The sequence below is a fragment of the Streptomyces violascens genome, assembly GCF_014649955.1.
GTDB classification, from domain to species: domain Bacteria; phylum Actinomycetota; class Actinomycetes; order Streptomycetales; family Streptomycetaceae; genus Streptomyces; species Streptomyces violascens.
Genome location: NZ_BMUA01000003.1, coordinates 239399 through 255969 on the forward strand (window position 1 = coordinate 239399; position 16571 = coordinate 255969).

Annotated in this window: 14 protein-coding genes; 5 read left to right on the forward strand and 9 right to left on the reverse strand. The window is 71.1% G+C overall.

The window, feature by feature from the left end; genetic code table 11:
• Positions 1-24 precede the first annotated feature (24 nt).
• The 3 genes from pfkB to IE206_RS09440 all read right to left on the reverse strand — a co-directional run bounded on the left by pfkB (position 25) and on the right by IE206_RS09440 (position 3469).
• Entirely contained in the window at positions 25-975 is a 951-nt protein-coding gene (gene pfkB, locus IE206_RS09430) for a 1-phosphofructokinase (RefSeq protein WP_189961597.1), read from the reverse strand.
• Positions 972-1733 carry a DeoR/GlpR family DNA-binding transcription regulator gene (locus IE206_RS09435; protein WP_189961598.1) on the reverse strand — a complete coding sequence of 254 codons (762 nt, stop codon included), beginning with the start codon at positions 1731-1733 and terminating at the stop codon, positions 972-974. The genes pfkB and IE206_RS09435 overlap by 4 nt, the downstream gene beginning before the upstream one ends.
• A gap of 203 nt (positions 1734-1936) precedes the next feature.
• The gene (locus IE206_RS09440) at positions 1937-3469 is read right to left on the reverse strand and encodes an MFS transporter (protein WP_189961599.1); all 1533 of its coding nucleotides are present in this window, start codon (positions 3467-3469) and stop codon (positions 1937-1939) included.
• Positions 3470-3533: 64 nt separating this feature from the next.
• Between IE206_RS09440 and IE206_RS09445 the strand changes: the two genes are divergently transcribed.
• The gene (locus IE206_RS09445; RefSeq protein WP_189961600.1) at positions 3534-4517 is read left to right on the forward strand and encodes a helix-turn-helix transcriptional regulator; all 984 of its coding nucleotides are present in this window, start codon (positions 3534-3536) and stop codon (positions 4515-4517) included.
• 94 nt (positions 4518-4611) lie between these two features.
• Here IE206_RS09445 and IE206_RS09450 read toward each other — a convergent pair whose 3' ends face one another.
• Positions 4612-5613 (reverse strand): sigma-70 family RNA polymerase sigma factor, encoded by a 1002-nt coding sequence (locus IE206_RS09450; protein WP_189961601.1) that lies wholly within the window; start codon positions 5611-5613, stop codon positions 4612-4614.
• Positions 5614-5761: 148 nt separating this feature from the next.
• Here IE206_RS09450 and IE206_RS09455 point away from each other — a divergent pair, with 148 nt between their 5' ends.
• Positions 5762-6298, forward strand: a complete 537-nt coding sequence (locus IE206_RS09455) for a GNAT family N-acetyltransferase (RefSeq protein ID WP_189961602.1) — start codon at positions 5762-5764, stop codon at positions 6296-6298.
• A gap of 40 nt (positions 6299-6338) precedes the next feature.
• Here the strand turns inward: IE206_RS09455 and IE206_RS09460 are convergent, their stop codons facing one another.
• A complete protein-coding gene (locus IE206_RS09460; protein WP_189961603.1) occupies positions 6339-7124 on the reverse strand; it encodes a dioxygenase family protein in 786 nt (261 codons plus the stop codon).
• 149 nt (positions 7125-7273) lie between these two features.
• Between IE206_RS09460 and IE206_RS09465 the strand changes: the two genes are divergently transcribed.
• Complete coding sequence (locus IE206_RS09465) at positions 7274-7765, forward strand: MarR family winged helix-turn-helix transcriptional regulator (protein ID WP_189961604.1); 492 nt, start codon at positions 7274-7276, stop codon at positions 7763-7765.
• A gap of 48 nt (positions 7766-7813) precedes the next feature.
• Here the strand turns inward: IE206_RS09465 and IE206_RS09470 are convergent, their stop codons facing one another.
• Positions 7814-9358, reverse strand: a complete 1545-nt coding sequence (locus IE206_RS09470) for an MFS transporter (protein WP_189961605.1) — start codon at positions 9356-9358, stop codon at positions 7814-7816.
• A gap of 135 nt (positions 9359-9493) precedes the next feature.
• Positions 9494-10150, reverse strand: coding sequence for a TetR/AcrR family transcriptional regulator (locus IE206_RS09475; RefSeq protein ID WP_189961606.1), 657 nt, complete (start codon positions 10148-10150; stop codon positions 9494-9496).
• Positions 10151-10449: 299 nt separating this feature from the next.
• Here IE206_RS09475 and IE206_RS09480 point away from each other — a divergent pair, with 299 nt between their 5' ends.
• On the forward strand, positions 10450-11754 hold the full coding sequence (locus IE206_RS09480; RefSeq protein ID WP_189961607.1) for a M6 family metalloprotease domain-containing protein: 1305 nt from the start codon (positions 10450-10452) through the stop codon (positions 11752-11754).
• Positions 11755-12019: 265 nt separating this feature from the next.
• Here the strand turns inward: IE206_RS09480 and IE206_RS09485 are convergent, their stop codons facing one another.
• Together IE206_RS09485 and IE206_RS09490 are read right to left on the reverse strand one after the other, a co-directional pair.
• Positions 12020-13696 carry a class I adenylate-forming enzyme family protein gene (locus IE206_RS09485; protein ID WP_189961884.1) on the reverse strand — a complete coding sequence of 559 codons (1677 nt, stop codon included), beginning with the start codon at positions 13694-13696 and terminating at the stop codon, positions 12020-12022.
• A gap of 179 nt (positions 13697-13875) precedes the next feature.
• Positions 13876-14967 (reverse strand): LCP family protein, encoded by a 1092-nt coding sequence (locus IE206_RS09490; RefSeq protein WP_189961608.1) that lies wholly within the window; start codon positions 14965-14967, stop codon positions 13876-13878.
• A gap of 135 nt (positions 14968-15102) precedes the next feature.
• On the opposite strand from IE206_RS09490, the gene IE206_RS09495 reads away from it, so the two are divergent.
• On the forward strand, positions 15103-16389 hold the full coding sequence (locus tag IE206_RS09495) for a L,D-transpeptidase (protein WP_226598889.1): 1287 nt from the start codon (positions 15103-15105) through the stop codon (positions 16387-16389).
• Positions 16390-16571: the final 182 nt, after the last annotated feature.

Sequence of the window (16571 nt, forward strand, 5' to 3'; positions counted from 1 at the left end):
GGCGGTGAGGGGTGGCGGGCGGGGTCATGGCGCCGGTTCCGTCAGGGGGCGGTCCAGCGGGACGGCGTCGGTGACGGTGACGGCCGCCGGGTCGAGGTCGCCGGGGGCCGGCATCACGCTGCCGGGGAGCTGGACCGCGGCGGCGCCGTGGGCGACGGCGGCCGCGAGCGCCCGGGGGCCTTCGCCGCCCGCCGCGAGGAACCCGGCGAGCGAGGCGTCACCGGCTCCCACATTGCTGCGTACGGTCGCGACGGGAGCGGAGGCGAAGTACGTACCGGAGGCGGTGACCAGGAGCTGGCCGTCGGCGCCGAGGCTGGCGAGGACGGCGCCCGCCCCCAGCTCCCGTACTTCCTCGGCCGCCTTGACCGCGTCGCCGACGGTGGCGAGGGGGCGGCCGACGGCCTCGGCGAGTTCCTCGGCGTTGGGCTTGACCACGTCGGGGCGTTCGCGCAGCGCGGCGATGAGGGAGGGGCCCGAGGTGTCGAGGGCGACCTTGGCTCCGGCGGCGTGCGCGCGGGCGACGAGATCGGCGTACCACTGGGGTGCCAGGCCCCGCGGGAGGCTGCCGCAGCAGGCGATCCAGTCGGCGCGGCCGGAGTGCCCCCGCACGGTGTCGAGCAGCAACTCGCTCTCGGCGGCGGTCAGCCGGGGACCCGGCGCGTTGATTTTCGTCAGGGTTCCGTCCGGTTCGGCGACCGAGATGTTGGAGCGGGTGTGGCCCGCGACGGGGACGGGGGCGACCTCGATGCCCTCGGCGCCGAGGAGTTCCTGGACGAGGGCGCCGGGGGCGCCGCCGAGCGGCATGACGGCGACCGTGCGGTGTCCGGCGGCCGCGACGGCGCGGGAGACGTTGACGCCCTTGCCTCCGGGGTCGACGCGCTCGCGGGTCGCGCGCAGCACTTCGCCGCGTTCGAGCCCGGGGACCTCGTAGGTGCGGTCGAGGCTGGGGTTGGGGGTGACGGTGAGGATGTTCATACGGTGATCACGTCCGTGCCGGCGGCCTCGATGGCGGCGACGAGGTCGGGGGCGAGCCCGCGGTCGGTGATGAGGAGGTCGACGTCGGCCATGCCGCCGAAGCGGGCGAAGTGTTCCTGGCCGTGCTTGGCGGAGTCGGCGAGCAGCACCACGCGCCGGGCGGCGCCGATCGCGGCGCGCTTGACGGCGGCCTCGGCGAGGTCGGGGGTGGTGAGGCCGTGGGCGACGGAGAACCCGTTGGTGCCGAGGAAGACGACGTCGGCGCGGATCTCGCCGTAGGCGCGCAGCGCCCAGGCGTCCACGGCGGCCCGTGTGCGGTGGCGGACCCGGCCGCCGACGAGGTGGAGGTCGATGGCGGGGTGGTCGGCGAGCCTCGCCGCCACGGGCAGCGCGTGGGTGACGAGGGTGAGCCCGCTGTCCAGGGGCAGCTCGGCGGCCAGGCGGGCGATGGTCGATCCGGCGTCGAGGATGACGCTGCCCTCGGCGGGCAGTTCGGCGAGCGCGGCGCGCGCGATGCGGTCCTTCTCGTCGGCGGCGGTGGACTCGCGCTCGGCGAGGTCGGGCTCGAAGTCGAGCCGCCCGGCCGGGATGGCCCCGCCGTGCACGCGGCGCACCAGACCGGCCCGGTCGAGTGCCTTCAGATCGCGCCGTACGGTCTCGGCGGTGACCTGGAAGGTCTCGGCGAGCGAGAGCACGTCGACGCGCCCGCTCTCCCGCGCGATCCGCAGGATCTCCTGCTGCCGCTCCGGTGCATACATGTCTGTTTACGTCCGTTTCCGTGCCCGAACCTGCGGTTACACCGCCACAGTACGGCCAGCCCTCCGCCATGTAAATCAATTCGGGCATTCGACGGACACAAACGGACTTTGGTCCCGGCGCGAGAGAGCCACCCGGCCCGGGCCCGGACAGCACGATGGCCCGCGCCCTTGAAGGGTGCGGGCCATCGCCGTGTACAGCGGGCTCAGCCGACCGGCTGCGCGTCCTTCGTCAGGTCGAGGAGGCCGGCCTCGTCCACCGCGCCCTCGACGTGCTGCTGCGGCTTGGCGGGCAGCGCGAACATGACCAGGAAGATCACCGCGAGGACCCCGGCGACGTACCAGAGCGAGTGCTGGAAGCCGTCCACGAAGGCCCGGTTCAGCTGCGGCGGTACGAGGTCGTCGCCGATCGAACCGAAGAAGACGACGGAGACCAGGCCGAGGCCGAGCGCGTTGCCCATCTGCTGCACGGTGTTGATCAGCCCGGACGCGGAACCCGAGTGCTCCTTGGGGACCTCGGAGAGCACCGCGTCGGTGAGCGGGGCGACGATCAGGCCCATGCCGAGACCCATCACGACCAGCGGGAGCGCCATCTGCCAGGGGGCGATGTCCATGCCGTAGCGGCCGGCCTCCCAGATGTAGATCAGGAGCCCGGCGACCATGGTCAGGGCGCCCGCCTGGAGGACCTTGCGGCCGAAGCGCGGGACGAGCTTCTGCACGGACATGCCCGCCGCGACCGACACCGCGATCGAGAACGGCACGCCGGTCAGACCGGCGCGCAGGGCGCTCCAGCCGAGGCCGATCTGCATGTAGAGCGTCCACACGAGGAAGAAGACGCCGAGGCCGACGCCGAAGGTGGCCTGCACGGCGATGCCCGCCGCGAAGCTCTTCACCTTGAACAGGGACAGCTCTATGAGCGGGGAGCCGTCGCGCCGCGCCTTCATCCGCTCGTACGCGATGAGACCGGCGAAGACCAGGACGCTGCCGGCCATCGAGAGGTAGCCCCACAGCGGCCAGCCGAGCTCGCGGCCGCGGGTCAGCGGGTAGAGCAGCATGAGCAGGCCGAGGGTCACCAGGACCATGCCGACGAGGTCGAGCTTGAGCGCCTTGGGAGCCTTGGACTCGCTGATGAACTTGATGCCGAGGACCAGGCCCGCGATGCCGACCGGCAGGTTGATCAGGAAGATCGGGCGCCATTCGAGGCCGAACAGGTTCCACTCGGTGAGCAGCGCGCCGAGCAGCGGCCCGGAGACCGCGCCGAGCCCGACGACCGCGCCGAACAGGCCGAAGACCTTGCCGCGCTCGTGCGCCGGGAAGGTGGCGTGGACGATCGAGAGGACCTGCGGCACCATCATGGCGGCCATCGCGCCCTGCAGGATGCGGGAGGCGACCAGCATCTCCGGGTTGGCGGCGAAGCCGCACAGGGCGGAGGCGAGCGTGAAGCCGCCGATGCCGATGAGGAAGAGCTTCTTGCGGCCGTGGATGTCGCCGAGGCGGCCGCCGGTGATCAGGCCCGCGGCGAACGCGAGCGCGTAGCCGGCCGTTATCCACTGGATCGAGGAGAAGCTCGCCCCGGTGTCCTTCTGGATGGACGGGATGGCGATGTTGACGATCGTGACGTCGACCAGGTCCATGAAGGCCGCGGTCATCACGATGGCCAGGGCGAACCACCGGCGGCGGTCTGCTGCGGCTGTGGCCGCGGACTCTGGGGTGGTGCTACTGGTCGTGGTGGAGGTCATGAGAAGAAAGTTAGACCCCCTATAGGTCAAAGCGTGTCCTCTTTGGCCGGGCATCCTGGATGACATGACCGATACCCCGGCACGGCTGCTGCAACTGCTCTCCCTGCTCCAGACCCCGCGCGAGTGGCCCGGCGGCGAGCTCGCCGACCGGCTCGGCGTGTCGCGGCGCACGGTGCGGCGCGACATCGACCGGCTGCGCGAGCTCGGCTATCCGGTGCAGGCGGCGCGCGGCGCCGAGGGCGGCTACCGGCTCGTGGCGGGCAAGGCGATGCCGCCGCTGGTCCTGGACGACGAGGAGGCGGTGGCCATCGCGGTCGGCCTGCGCGCGGGCGCGGGCCACGCGGTGGACGGCGTGGACGAGGCCTCGGTGCGGGCCCTGGCGAAGCTGGAGCAGGTCCTTCCCTCGCGCCTGCGCCACCGCGTCGCGAGCCTCCAGGCGGCGACCATGCCGCTGGCCGGGCCCTGGCGCGGCGACGGCGCCACCGTCGACCCGCGCACCCTGACCACGCTCGCCTCCACAGTCACCGGCCAGGAGCGCCTCCGCTTCGACTACGTCTCCGGCGACGGCACCGCCACCAAGCGCCTGGTCGAGCCGTACCGCCTGGTGTCGACGGGGCGCCGGTGGTACCTGGTGGCGTACGACGTGGAGCGCGGCGACTGGCGTACGTTCCGGGTCGACCGGGTCGCGGAGCCCTTCGCGACCGGCGCCCGGTTCGCGCCGCGCGAGCTGCCCGAGGCGAACGCGGCCGAGTTCGTGCGCAACTCGATGAACCGGCTGCAGCCCGTCCTGGACGTCGACGTCACCTTCGAGGCGCCCGCCGACTTCGTGACGGCCCGGCTGCCCTCGTCGATGGGGGCGCCGGAGCCGCTGGACGCCGGGCGCTGCCGGCTGCGCACCTCGTGCACCGACTCCCTCGAGTGGGTGGCGCTGCGGCTTGCCCTGGTGGACTGCGAGTTCACCGTCAACGGACCGCAGGCGATGACCGGCTATCTGCGCGATCTGGGCGAGCGTCTCACGCGGGCGACCGCACCCGGGCCGGGGGAATGAGAGGGGCCCCGACACCAGGGGGGGAGAGGTGCCGGGGCCGGAGCTCACGGCACCAGGGGGGGGAAGGTGCCGGAGCTCGTCTTGGGGGCGGGGCCTAGGCCGCCGCGTCGAAGCCCGTGTCGCGGGCCATCTTCTTCAGTTCGAGCAAAGCATGCTTCTCGATCTGCCGGATCCGCTCGCGGGTCAGGCCGTGCTCCTTGCCGACCTCGGTCAGCGTGCGCTCGCGGCCGTCGTCGATGCCGTACCGCATCTTGATGATGGAGGCGGTGCGCTCGTCGAGCTTGCAGATCAGGTCGTCCAGCTCCTCGCTGCGCAGCAGCGTGAGCACGGACTGCTCGGGGGAGACGGCGGAGGTGTCTTCGAGCAGGTCGCCGAACTGGGTCTCGCCCTGGTCGTCGACCGGCATGTTCAGCGAGACCGGGTCGCGCGCCCAGTCGAGGACGTCACCGACGCGCTCGGGCGTGGTGCCCAGCTCGGCGGCGATCTCCGTGTGCTCGGGGTCGCGCCCGTTCTCCCGGTTGAACTCGCGCTGGACCCGGCGGATGCGGCCCAGCTCCTCCACCAGGTGGACGGGCAGGCGGATGGTGCGGGACTGGTCGGCGATGGAGCGGGTGATGGCCTGGCGGATCCACCAGGTCGCGTACGTGGAGAACTTGAAGCCCTTGGCGTAGTCGAACTTCTCGACCGCGCGCACCAGGCCGGCGTTGCCCTCCTGGATGAGGTCGAGCAGCGGCAGGCCGGCCCTCGGGTAGCGGCGGGCCACGGCTACGACGAGGCGGAGGTTGGATCGGATGAAAAGGTCCTTGGCGCGCTCACCGGCGGCGTACAGCGCCTCCAGCTCCTCGCGCGAGGCTCCGGCCGCCTTGGTGTCCACCACCTCTCCGTCGAGGATCTGGCGTGCGTACACACCGGCCTCGATGGTCTGCGAGAGCTCGACCTCCTTGGCGGCGTCGAGCAGCGGCGTACGCGCGATTTCGTCGAGGTACATACCGACCAGGTCGCGGTCGGCGATCTCACCGCTGACTGCGCGGACCCTGCTTCCCGACTCCGAACCGCCAGAGGCGGACTGTCGGCGGGCGACGGCGCGGGTTGCCATGCGTGCTCCCTTACTGAGTGGGTCGCGACACCCTCCCGGGTGCCCTGCATCCGATGGAAACAACGGCTGGAATCCGGACAGAATTCCCGTCCCGCCCATCGATTTTCGTGATCATGCAGTACCCTGTGCCGCCACGGGAGGGGTTCAGGTGCCGCAGGAACGTACAGAGGTGCAGGTCAGGCCTGGCGTGGAGGCCGATCTGGAGGCCCTCACGGACCTTTACAACCACTTCATCCGTGAGACCGCCATCACATTCGACACGGCCGCCTTCACCACCGAACAGCGCCGTCCGTGGCTGCACTCCCACCCCGAAGACGGCCCACACCGCCTTCTGGTTGCTCACGATGACCGATTTGTCGGCCGGAACGGCATCCTGGGCTACGCGACGAGCAGCCCCTTCCGTCCGAAGCCCGCGTACGCGACCTCCGTGGAGGTCAGCGTCTACTGCGCGCCGGAGGCGACCGGCCGCGGCGTGGGCACGCTCCTGTACCGCTCGCTCTTCGAGGCGCTCGCGGGCGAGGACGTGCACCGGGCGTACGCCGGGGTCGCCCTGCCGAACGAGGCCTCCCTCCGGCTGCACGAACGCTTCGGCTTCACCCACGTCGGCACGTACCGGGAAGTGGGCCGCAAGTTCGGCCGCTACTGGGACGTGGCCTGGTACGAGAAGGAGCTCGGGGAAGCATAGGAGGTCCCGGGCGGCCAACCCCCTTGCCCCGCACGCCCGTTCAGCCGTACTGCACCGACCGCTTGGCGAGCCCCATCCAGAACCCGTCGATGACGCTGCGGGCCCCGCCCGGCTCGCCCTCGCTCGCGCCCATCGTCACGAACAGCGGGGCGAAGTGCTCGGTGCGGGGGTGAGCGAGTCGCCCGGCGGGCGCCTTGTGCTCGAAGTCGAGCAGTGCGTCGAGGTCGCCGGAGGCCAGCGCCCGTGCGCCCCAGTCGTCGAATTCGGCCGACCAGCTGGGCACTTGGCCGCCGGTGTGCCGCAGGGCTGCCAGGTTGTGGGTGAAGAATCCGCTGCCGACGATCAGCACGCCCTCGTCGCGCAGCGGCGCGAGCGTGCGGCCGATGTCGTACAGCTTGCGCGGGTCGAGGGTCGGCAGGGAGATCTGGAGGACCGGGATGTCGGCGGCGGGGAACATCTCGACGAGCGGGACGTAGGCGCCGTGGTCCAGCCCGCGGTCCGCGATGTCCTGCACGGGCATGCCGGGGGCGCGCAGCAACTTGCGTACGGAGTCGGCGAGTCCGGGGGCGCCGGGCGCCGCGTAGCGCACCCGGTAGTAGTGCTCGGGGAAGCCCCAGAAGTCGTAGACGAGCGGCACGGTCTCGGTGGCGCCGAGCGCGAGCGGGGCCTCTTCCCAGTGCGCGGAGACCATCAGGATCGACGTCGGCCGGGGCAGAGAGGCGGACCAGGCCGCGAGCTCGCCCGGCCACAGCGGGTCGTCGGCGAGCGGCGGGGCGCCGTGGGAGAGGTACAGGGCGGGCATGCGCTCGGCGCGGGCGACGGTCATGACGACTCTCCGGCTCACTCACTGACAGTCCGGCCGGCCGGGCCGGCGGCCGGGCACGGTACGGGCAGACATGCTTGAAGTCTCAAGCTCTTCTACCTACCCTAACGCGATCTAGTTCAACTTTCAAGAAGTGTCCGTACAGTAGATGTATGACCTCGGCACCCAACTGGCTCAGCGACGAGGAGCAGCGCACCTGGCGCGCCTACCTCCACGCCACCCGGCTCCTCGAAGACCACCTCGACCGACAGCTCCAGCGCGACGCCGGGATGCCGCACATCTATTACGGGCTGCTCGTCCAGCTCTCGCAGGCGCCGCGGCGCCGGCTGCGGATGACCGAGCTGGCCAAGAACTCGAAGATCACCCGGTCCCGGCTCTCGCACGCCGTCGCGCGCCTGGAGAACAACGGCTGGGTCAAGCGCGAGGACTGCCCCTCCGACAAGCGGGGCCAGCTCGCGATCCTGACGGACGCGGGGTACGAGGTCCTGGAGCGGACCGCGCCGGGGCACGTGGCCGCCGTACGGCAGGCGATGTTCGACCGGCTGACTCCGGAGCAGGCGGACCAGCTCGGCGAGATCATGCGGGTGATGGCGCAGGGCCTCCAGCCCACGGACGCGAAAGCGGACCTGCCCTGGCTCCGCTGAGGTCAGCGGGGCCAGGGCAGGTCGTGCGTCCGGGGTGCTACCGGGGGGTCAGTGGGCGACCACCGGGATGCGCACCTCGTCCTCGACGTCCTCACCGGTGCCCAGTCCGGAGACCGAACTGCCGCCGGGGCGGCCGGTGTTGATGAGGGTGGCGGCGATGACGGCGGCGACCGCCAGGATGCCGACCGCCCACCAGATGGCGGCGGTGAAGCCGTGCACCATGGCCTGGAGCTTCAGGAGCTCCGGGTTGCCTGCGCCGAGCGCCATGTGGCCGGTGACGTAGGCGGTGGTCGCCGAGGCGGCGATGGTGTTGAGCAGGGCGGTGCCGATCGCGCCGCCGACCTGCTGCGAGGTGTTGACCATCGCGGAGGCGACACCGGCGTCCCGGGGCTCGACCCCGATGGTGGCGAGCGACATGGCGGGCATGAACGCCGTACCCATGCCGAGGCCGAGCAGGATCTGCGCCGGCAGGATCACGCCGGCGTACGACGTGTCGATGTCGAGCTGGGTCAGGAGCAGCATGCCGACGGCGGCGGTGAGGAAGCCGGGGGCCATCAGCAGGCGCGGCGGGACCCGGGTCATCAGCCGGGCGCCGATCTGGGTGGAGCCGGTGATCATGCCCGCGATCATGGGCAGGAACGCGAAGCCCGTCTTGACCGGCGAGAAGCCCTTCACGACCTGGAGGTAGTAGGTCAGGAAGAGGAACAGGCCGAACATCGCGATGACCGCGAGGCCGAGCGAGAGGTAGACGCCGCCGCGGTTGCGGTTGGTGACCACGCGCAGGGGCAGCAGCGGGTGGCGCACCTTGGCCTCGACGGTCACGAAGGCCGCGAGCAGCACGGCCGAGGCGACGAACATCGAGATGGTCAGCGCGTCCGACCAGCCGGCCGACTCGGCGCGGGTGAAGCCGTAGACGAGCGCGACCAGACCGGTGGTCGACAGGATCACGCCGGGCACGTCCAGCGGCGAGCGGTTGCGGGTGCCCGAGGGCTCACGGATGACGAGGTAGGCGCCGAGGGCCGCGACGATCGCGAACGGGATGTTCACGAAGAAGGTCCAGCGCCAGTTCAGGTACTCGGTGAGGAAGCCGCCGAGGATCAGGCCCACCGCGCCACCGCCACCGGCGATCGCGCCGTAGATGCCGAACGCCTTGGCGCGCTCCTTGGCGTCGGTGAACATCACCGCGAGCAGCGACAGGGCGGCCGGCGCGAGCAGCGCGCCGAAGGCACCCTGGAGCGCACGCGAGCCGAGCAGCATGGCCTCGCCGGTGGCGGCGCCGCCGAGCGCGGAGGCCGCGGCGAAGCCGAGCAGGCCGACGACGAAGGTCCGCTTGCGGCCCCACAGGTCGGCGATGCGCCCGCCGAACAGGAGCAGCCCGCCGAACGCCAGGGCGTAGGCCGTGATGACCCACTGCTTGTTGGCGTCACTGATGTGCAGCGCGTGCTGGGCGGAGGGCAGCGCGATGTTCACGATGGTCGCGTCGAGGACGACCATCAGCTGGGCCAGGGCTATGAAGGCGAGCGCCTTCCAGCGACTGGGGTCGGGGGCCGGCGAGAGCTGGCCCTTCTTGTCGAGACCGACTGTTTTTGACATGGGGGTAGCCACCTTGGGACGCGGATTACCGAGATAAGTGTGGAAACTAGCTTGATCTACGCTTGCGCAAGACCTCAACCAGGTTTCTTGAGCAGCGAGTTGAGGGCGTGAACGGAAAGTGAAAGTGGGAGGCGATCAACTCCGCCGGAGGTCGTCGAGGGTCGCCGCGCTGCCCGGCAGTTCGGATCGCGCCGGGGCCTGAAGCCCGTCGAGGAACAGCTGCAAGTGACGGTGGACGAACTGGTCGATGTTCGGGCAGGGCGTACCGGGCAGCGGCCTGGTCAGCTGGGAGAGGGCGACCATGAGGTCGCCGACGGCGACATCGGCGCGGAGCCGGCCGGCCGCGCGGGCCCGCCCCATGAGCCCCTCGACGTCGCGTTCGAGGCGCTCGCGGGCCGCGTTGAGCTCCGCCTGGTCCTGGTCGAAGGTCTCGGAGAGCATCGGGCAGAGCGCCCCGATCCGCTCGTCGGCCGCCGCGTGCACGAAGCGGCGCAGGGCCTCGAAGGGATCCGCCTCCTCGGCGGCCGCCGTCTCGGCCCGGTCCGAGACCCGGTCCATGACGTGGAGCACCACGCTGGTGATGAGCTCCGAGCGGTCGGCGAAGTGGCGGTAGATCGTGGCGTTGCCGACGCCGGCCCGGCGGGCGATCTCGTCCAGCGGCACCTCGGCGCCGCACTCGACGAAGATCTCGCGCGCGGCGGCGATGATCCGCTCCCGGTTGCGCAGGGCGTCGGCCCGCGGACGCGGGGCACGGCGCGGCGCTGCGGCGACGGGGGCGGCGGCAGTCTGCACGGCTCTGCTCCTTCTTGCTGGTCGTCAGTGATCGGACGTGCTGGTCGCACGTGTCCGCCGGGGACCTGAACCCAAGCGGGGAAGCATTCCCCGTTTAGCGGGGACGAAGGTTCAAACGGGGAAACCTTCCCCGGTTATTTCCCCACTCGGATGTGACTTGAGTCACGTTCACGCATATACGGAAAAACCCCCATTCAGCCCACTCAGCGCGCGCCCGCGACACGCCCGACACAGGGTGATCAGACGAGCACAGTCAGGACCCGGCCTGCTGTCGCGTCCCCGAAGGCGAGCGCGTGCGCATGGACGACAGCCAGTCCCGCCCGGCTCGGGCACCAGGCCGCCGGATACCCCGCCGGCGCCGGAGCACCTTCTTCGGCGCCGCTCTCGCCTCGGTCGCGCTCGCCACGTTGACCACCGGTTCCACCACGCTGTCGATCGCCACCCGCGCCTCCGCGGGCCCCACGGCCGCCCCCGGCGAGTCCTTGCTCGAACCCTGCCGGATCCCGGCCGCGCTGGGCGTGCAGATGTCGGAAGGCCTCCCGACCCCGCCCGGCTACGCGCACTCCACCGGCATAGTCCGGGCCCTCACCCTCATGATCGACTTCCCGGACGCAGTGGGCCCCGGCTCCGCGCTCAGCCGGTACAAGGAGTTCTTCCCGCAGACCAGCGACTGGTTCCGCAACGCCTCCTACGGCCGCCTCGACTACCGCGCCGAGGCCCCGATCCCGGACTGGCTGAGGATGCCGAAGGCGTTCACGGCGTACGGGATCGAGCGCGGCTCCCCCTATGAACCCGGCTACCACCGCCTGGTCCAGGACGTGATCGCGGCGGCCGGCTCGAAGGTGAACTTCTCGAAGTACGACCTGGTGAACGTGCTGGTGACCCCGAACGCCGGCCCCTCCGCGCTCGACACGGTCCTCTCGGTGACGTTCTCGGGAAACGAGGACGCCCCCTACGCGGACGGCGTCCCTCTCTCCAACACCTCGTTCGTCTACAGCCGCCAGGACGACGGCTCCGGCTCGTACGGGGAGACCGGCTACCGGGTGCTGCCGCACGAGAACGGCCACGTCTTCGGACTGCCCGACCTCTACACCCCGCAGGGCGGCGGGGCCGTCGGGCACTGGGACATCATGTCCGAGGACTGGGGCGCCAACAACGACATGCTGGGCTGGCACAAGTGGAAGCTGGGCTGGCTCGACAACAGCCAGGTGTCCTGCGCGACGGGCAGCGGCGCGACCCAGTACGCCCTGACCCCGCTCGCCACGGAGGGCGGCCCGAAACTGGTCTTCGTCCCGGTGACGAAGGACAACGGGTACGCGATAGAGGTACGCACCCAGGCCGGCAACGACGAGGCGGTCTGCAAACCCGGGGTCCTGATCTACCGGGTGGACGCAAAGGTCGACACCGGCAGGGGTCCGGTAAACGTCTCGGACAGCCACCCCGCCACAGGAGGCTGCACCCGCAGCCCCAACGTCAACGCGGAACTGTCGGACGCCCCGTACACGACAGGAGAAACGTTCGTGGACAAGGCGAACGGGGTGCGGATAGCCGTGACGGGGGTGGACGGGATGGGGAATTATCACGTACGGGTGACGAGGTCCTGAGAGCCCGTTCAGCCCGCCTCATACCTGGCGTCTGCCTGTGCGGACATACCCAGCCTGTCCGGCCGGTCGCGGACACAGCCCACGCTCAGCCCGTCCGTCGTTCACGGACCGCAGCCCACACTCAGCCCGCCGGGCGATCACGGACATCAGCCCATGTCCAGCCCGTCCGTCCCTCGAGGACGAGCGCCCTTGAGGCGCGATCGGGGGTCCGGGGGCGGAGCACCCGGGAACGGCGGCCATCCCACCCCTCCACCCGCCGGAGGCCTTAGGGAAGGGGCGGGGTGGGGAAAACTCCCCGAAGCTCCCGCTTCAACACCTTCCCCGTGGCGTTCCGCGGCAACGCCCCCTCGCACAGAACGATCCGCGCCGGCACCTTGAACCCGGCAAGCACCGCCCCCACATGCGCCCGCAGCGCATCCGCGGTCACCCCGGACCCGCCCCGCACCTGAACGACCGCCCCCACCTCCTCCCCCAGCACCGGATGCGGCACCCCGACCACCGCCGCGTCCAGCACCGCGGGGTGATCGTGCAGAACCCCCTCGACCTCCACGCAGTACACGTTCTCCCCACCCCGGATCACCATGTCCTTGATCCGGTCGACGATCGCGACCCGCCCGTCGCACAGCACCGCGAGGTCCCCCGTCCTGAACCACCCACTCTGGAAGGCGAGTTGAGTGGCAGCGGGATCACCCCAGTACCCCCGGACCAGCGACTGCCCGCGCAGCCACAGCTCGCCGACCTCACCGTCGGCGAGCGCGGAACCGTCCGCCCCCGCGATCCGCACCTCGGTGACGGGAGTGGGCCGCCCCGCACTGTCGGGCCAACTGCGGTATTCGGCACCGAAGTTGGCGAGGACACCCCCGCTGGTCTCGGTCAGCCCGTACCCGTTGCGCGGCTCGATCCGGGACCCGTACCGCGCGGTGAGCCCGCCCACGAGCCCGGGCGGAGCCGCCGCACCGCCGGTGTTGAGCGCGGTGAGGCTCTCCAGCGGATCCCCTGTCTCGTCCGCGGCGGCGAGCAACTGAAGGGCGGTGGCAGGCACCCCCGCGTAATGCGTGACCCCGTGCTCCCGGATCAGCCCGAGCGCCCGCCCGGCGTCCCACTTCCGCATCAGGACGAGCGTGCCGCCCGCGGCCATCGCCGCGTACAGCGAGGTGAAGGCGGCGACATGGAAGAAGGGGAAGGTCATGAGGGTGACAGGGGTGGGCCCCTGACCCGGGACGATGCCACGGCCGAGCATCGACATGGCCGCCTGGAATCGGGGGTTCATGACCGCCCCGGCCTGCGCGAGCTGCGTCGCGACGGCCCCCTTGGGGCGGCCGGTGGTGCCGGAGGTGTAGATGATGGTGGCGTCGGCGTCCGGCGGGATGTCGACGTCGGGCGGCCCCGCGGAAGGGTCGGGCGAGGTGAGCTCACAGAGGTCGTCGAACCGCTCGAATCCGCCGGGCAGCTCACCCTCGTGGTGGAAGACCATGCCGCGCACGCTGTGCGTGGAGGCCCAGCCCGCCACCCGCTCAAGCCGCTCGCCGTCGACGAGCAGCACGCGCGGGGTGCAGTCGTCGAGGGCGTACGCGAACTCCTCCGCCGTCCACCACGCGTTCAGCGGCACGGCCACAAGCCCCGCCAACTGGGCTGCCCAGAAGGCGACTTGCCACTCGGGGTGATTACGCATGCCGATGACGGCCCGGTCGCCGGGGCGCAGCCCGTAGACGCCGGTGAGGCGTCGGGCCAGCGCGCAGGAGGCGGCGAGGAATCCGGCGTAGGAGTACGTTCCGCCCTCGGCGATCAGGAACGGCTGCTCCCCGAACGCCCAGACCGTCTCGACGAACTCCCGCAGGGTGCGCGGCCCGGAGGCGTACTCAAGGGCGCCGGCCTCCCCGCGGACGACGGCGAACGGCGCCCCGGGGGCCGTGAGCAGCGCCTCGGCGCGAGCGGGCTCGATGTGCGGCCCGGGCGGCCGCGCCCCACCGCCTTGCGCCCTCCAAGCCCCCGTCGCTCCCGTCGCCCCAGTCGTCGCCACCGGATCGCCCTCCTAAGCGCCTGCTCAGTCCCCGTGGCCACGACGCTATGCCGCTGCCCCGCCCCGGTCAAGGTCGGTGTAAAACACAACGGCCCCGGGGGTCAGCCCGGCGTCACCACTTGGCCGATTCCGTTCGGTTCCGAGGCCGTGCCGGTGAGTGCGTCCTGCGGGACCGGGCGGTCGGCCTCCAGGGCGTCCCAGAGCATCCTGCCCCGGGCGGCGTCCGGCACGAGGCGGTCCTCGTCGCCCTGCTCCAGTTGGGCCGGAAGGGTGACCATCTGGACGTCCTTCGCGCCGAGCCCCTTCATCGAGTACACCAGCGAGGCGAGGGTGTCGACGTGGGCGAGGGAGGAGTCGGTGGTGAGGGACTTCGTCGCGGCGTCGGCGACGGCGAAGAGCCTGACCGGGTCGGTGAGCAGGTCCTGGCCGGCCATCTTGCCGATCACCGCCGCCAGGAACTGGTGCTGGAGCTGGATCCGGCCGAGGTCGCTGCCGTTGCCGACGCCGTGCCGGGTGCGCACGAGGCCGAGGGACTCCTGGCCGTTCAAGTGGTGCTTGCCAGCTGCGAGATGGACCCCGCTCTGCTTGTCGTCGATGGGCTTGACCAGGGTGATGTCGGCCCCGCCGAGCGCGTCCACCAGCTCGGCGAAGCCGTTGAAGCCGACCTCGACGTAGTGGTTGATCCGCAGCCCGCCGCTCAGCGCCTCGACCGCGGCGACCGTGCAGGGGGCTCCGCCCATCTCGTACACGGCGTTGAACATGACCCGGTCGCGCCCCGGCACGTTCTGGCCGGATGCGGCGGCGCAGGCGGGACGGTTGACGATGGTGTCGCGCGGGATGCTGACGAGCGCCGCCTTCTTGCGGCCGCCGTACACATGGAGCAGCAGGGTGGTGTCGGAGCGCCCGGCGTCCTCGCCCCCGCCCGCCCGCGCGGCGTTCTTCCCGGCCCGCGAATCGGAGCCGACGACCAGGATGTTGAGGTCGGAGGTGGCCGAGGCCTCCGGGGTGAGCAGCGAGCCGAACTCGACGCTGCTGATGTTTCCGCTCAGCCGGTGCCAGGTGTACACGGCGGCGGCGCCCACGAGCAGCAGCACCCCGGCGAGCGAGCAGAGCACCATGCGCATACGGGTGGCCCGCCGACGGCTGGGCCGGCCCATCCGGGGTATCCGCCCCCAACGGGGTCCGTACGTCATCCTTCGACTCCGTCCGTCGACGACCCAGAACTCCGCATGCGCACAAACAGGGCGTTATCGCACACTACAAGAAAGGTGCATACACCCGCATAACGGGCATCCAGGCTGGCAGCTGCCGGAGGGGAGACGTCCAAGGTGAAGCCCACAGCGAGGTCCGCGTCGATATCCGCCGCGACGTCCGCACCGGCATCCACGTCGGCCGGCGGGCGCATACGGGCCCGCCACCCCGGGATCACACCGCTCCTGGCCCTCTTCGCAGTGGCCGTACTGGCGCTCGGCGGCTGCTCGTCGGGCGGCGGCAAGGACACGTCCCCGAGCCCCAGCCCCACGGTGTCGAAGGCGCGGATCACCACCACGCCGAAGGACGGCGCGGACCATGTCGGCATCACCGTCAAGGACGTCGGGGCGAGCGTCGCGGACGGCACCTTCACCTCGGTCACCCTCATGGCCCAAGGCGGCAAGGCGATCCCCGGCGCGCTGACCCCGGCCCGCACCGCCTGGCACCCCTCGGCGAACCTGACCCGCGGCACGGCGTACACGCTGACCGCCGAGGCGAAGGACCCGGACGGGCGGGCGGCGACCACGACCACGCGCTTCACGACGGTCTCCGAGAACAACTCGGCGATCGCGTTCTACACCCCGGAGGACGCCTCCACGGTCGGGGTCGGCATGGAGGTCTCCTTCAGGTTCGACAAGGCGGTGACCGACCGCAGGGCCGCGGAATCCGCCGTGAAGATCACGTCGAGCAGCGGCCAGCAGGCGACGGGCCACTGGTTCGGCGACCGCCGCATCGACTTCCGCCCGCAGGACTACTGGAAGCCGGACTCCAAGGTCACCGTCGCCTTCGACTTCGACGGGCTCGAACTGGCCAAGGGAATCTACGGAGTTCAGGACAAGTCCTTCTCCTTCACGGTCGGCCGCGAGCAGATCTCCACGGTGGACGCGGCCACCCAGGAGATGACCGTGCGGCGCGGCGGCGCCACGGTGAAGCGGGTGCCCGTCTCGACCGGCCAGCCCAAGTACGCCACGTACAACGGCACGATGGTCATCAGCGAGCAGGACCGGCAGACGAAGATGAACAGCACCACGGTGGGCCTCGGCGACGAGTACGACATCCCCGACGTGCCGCACGCCCAGCGTCTGACCAACTCGGGCACGTTCATCCACGGCAACTACTGGGCCGCGCCCTCGACCTTCGGCGCCACCGCCGCCAGCCACGGCTGCATAGGCCTCCAGGACACCCAGGGAGGCGGCGACCCGGACTCCCCCGCCGCCTGGTTCTACGCGAACTCGCTGCTCGGCGACGTGGTGATCGTCCGCAACTCGACGGCCGGCGGCACGGTCGCCCCGGACAACGGCCTCAACGGCTGGAACCTGCCGTGGACGGAGTGGACGGCGGGCAGCGCGCTGCCGCACGGGTGACCAGTAGGGCGTGAACGTGCACACGTGACAGCGCATCCATCGGGCAATCGGCCGTTCAGGCCGGGCCGGACACGAAGATGCCCTTGGGCATATACGAGTGTTTCGCATGTTCAGGCATGAAATGACCTGCGCCCTTAAGCATCCACATGCCTCCGTCCAACCCAGAAGCAATCGGGTACAGC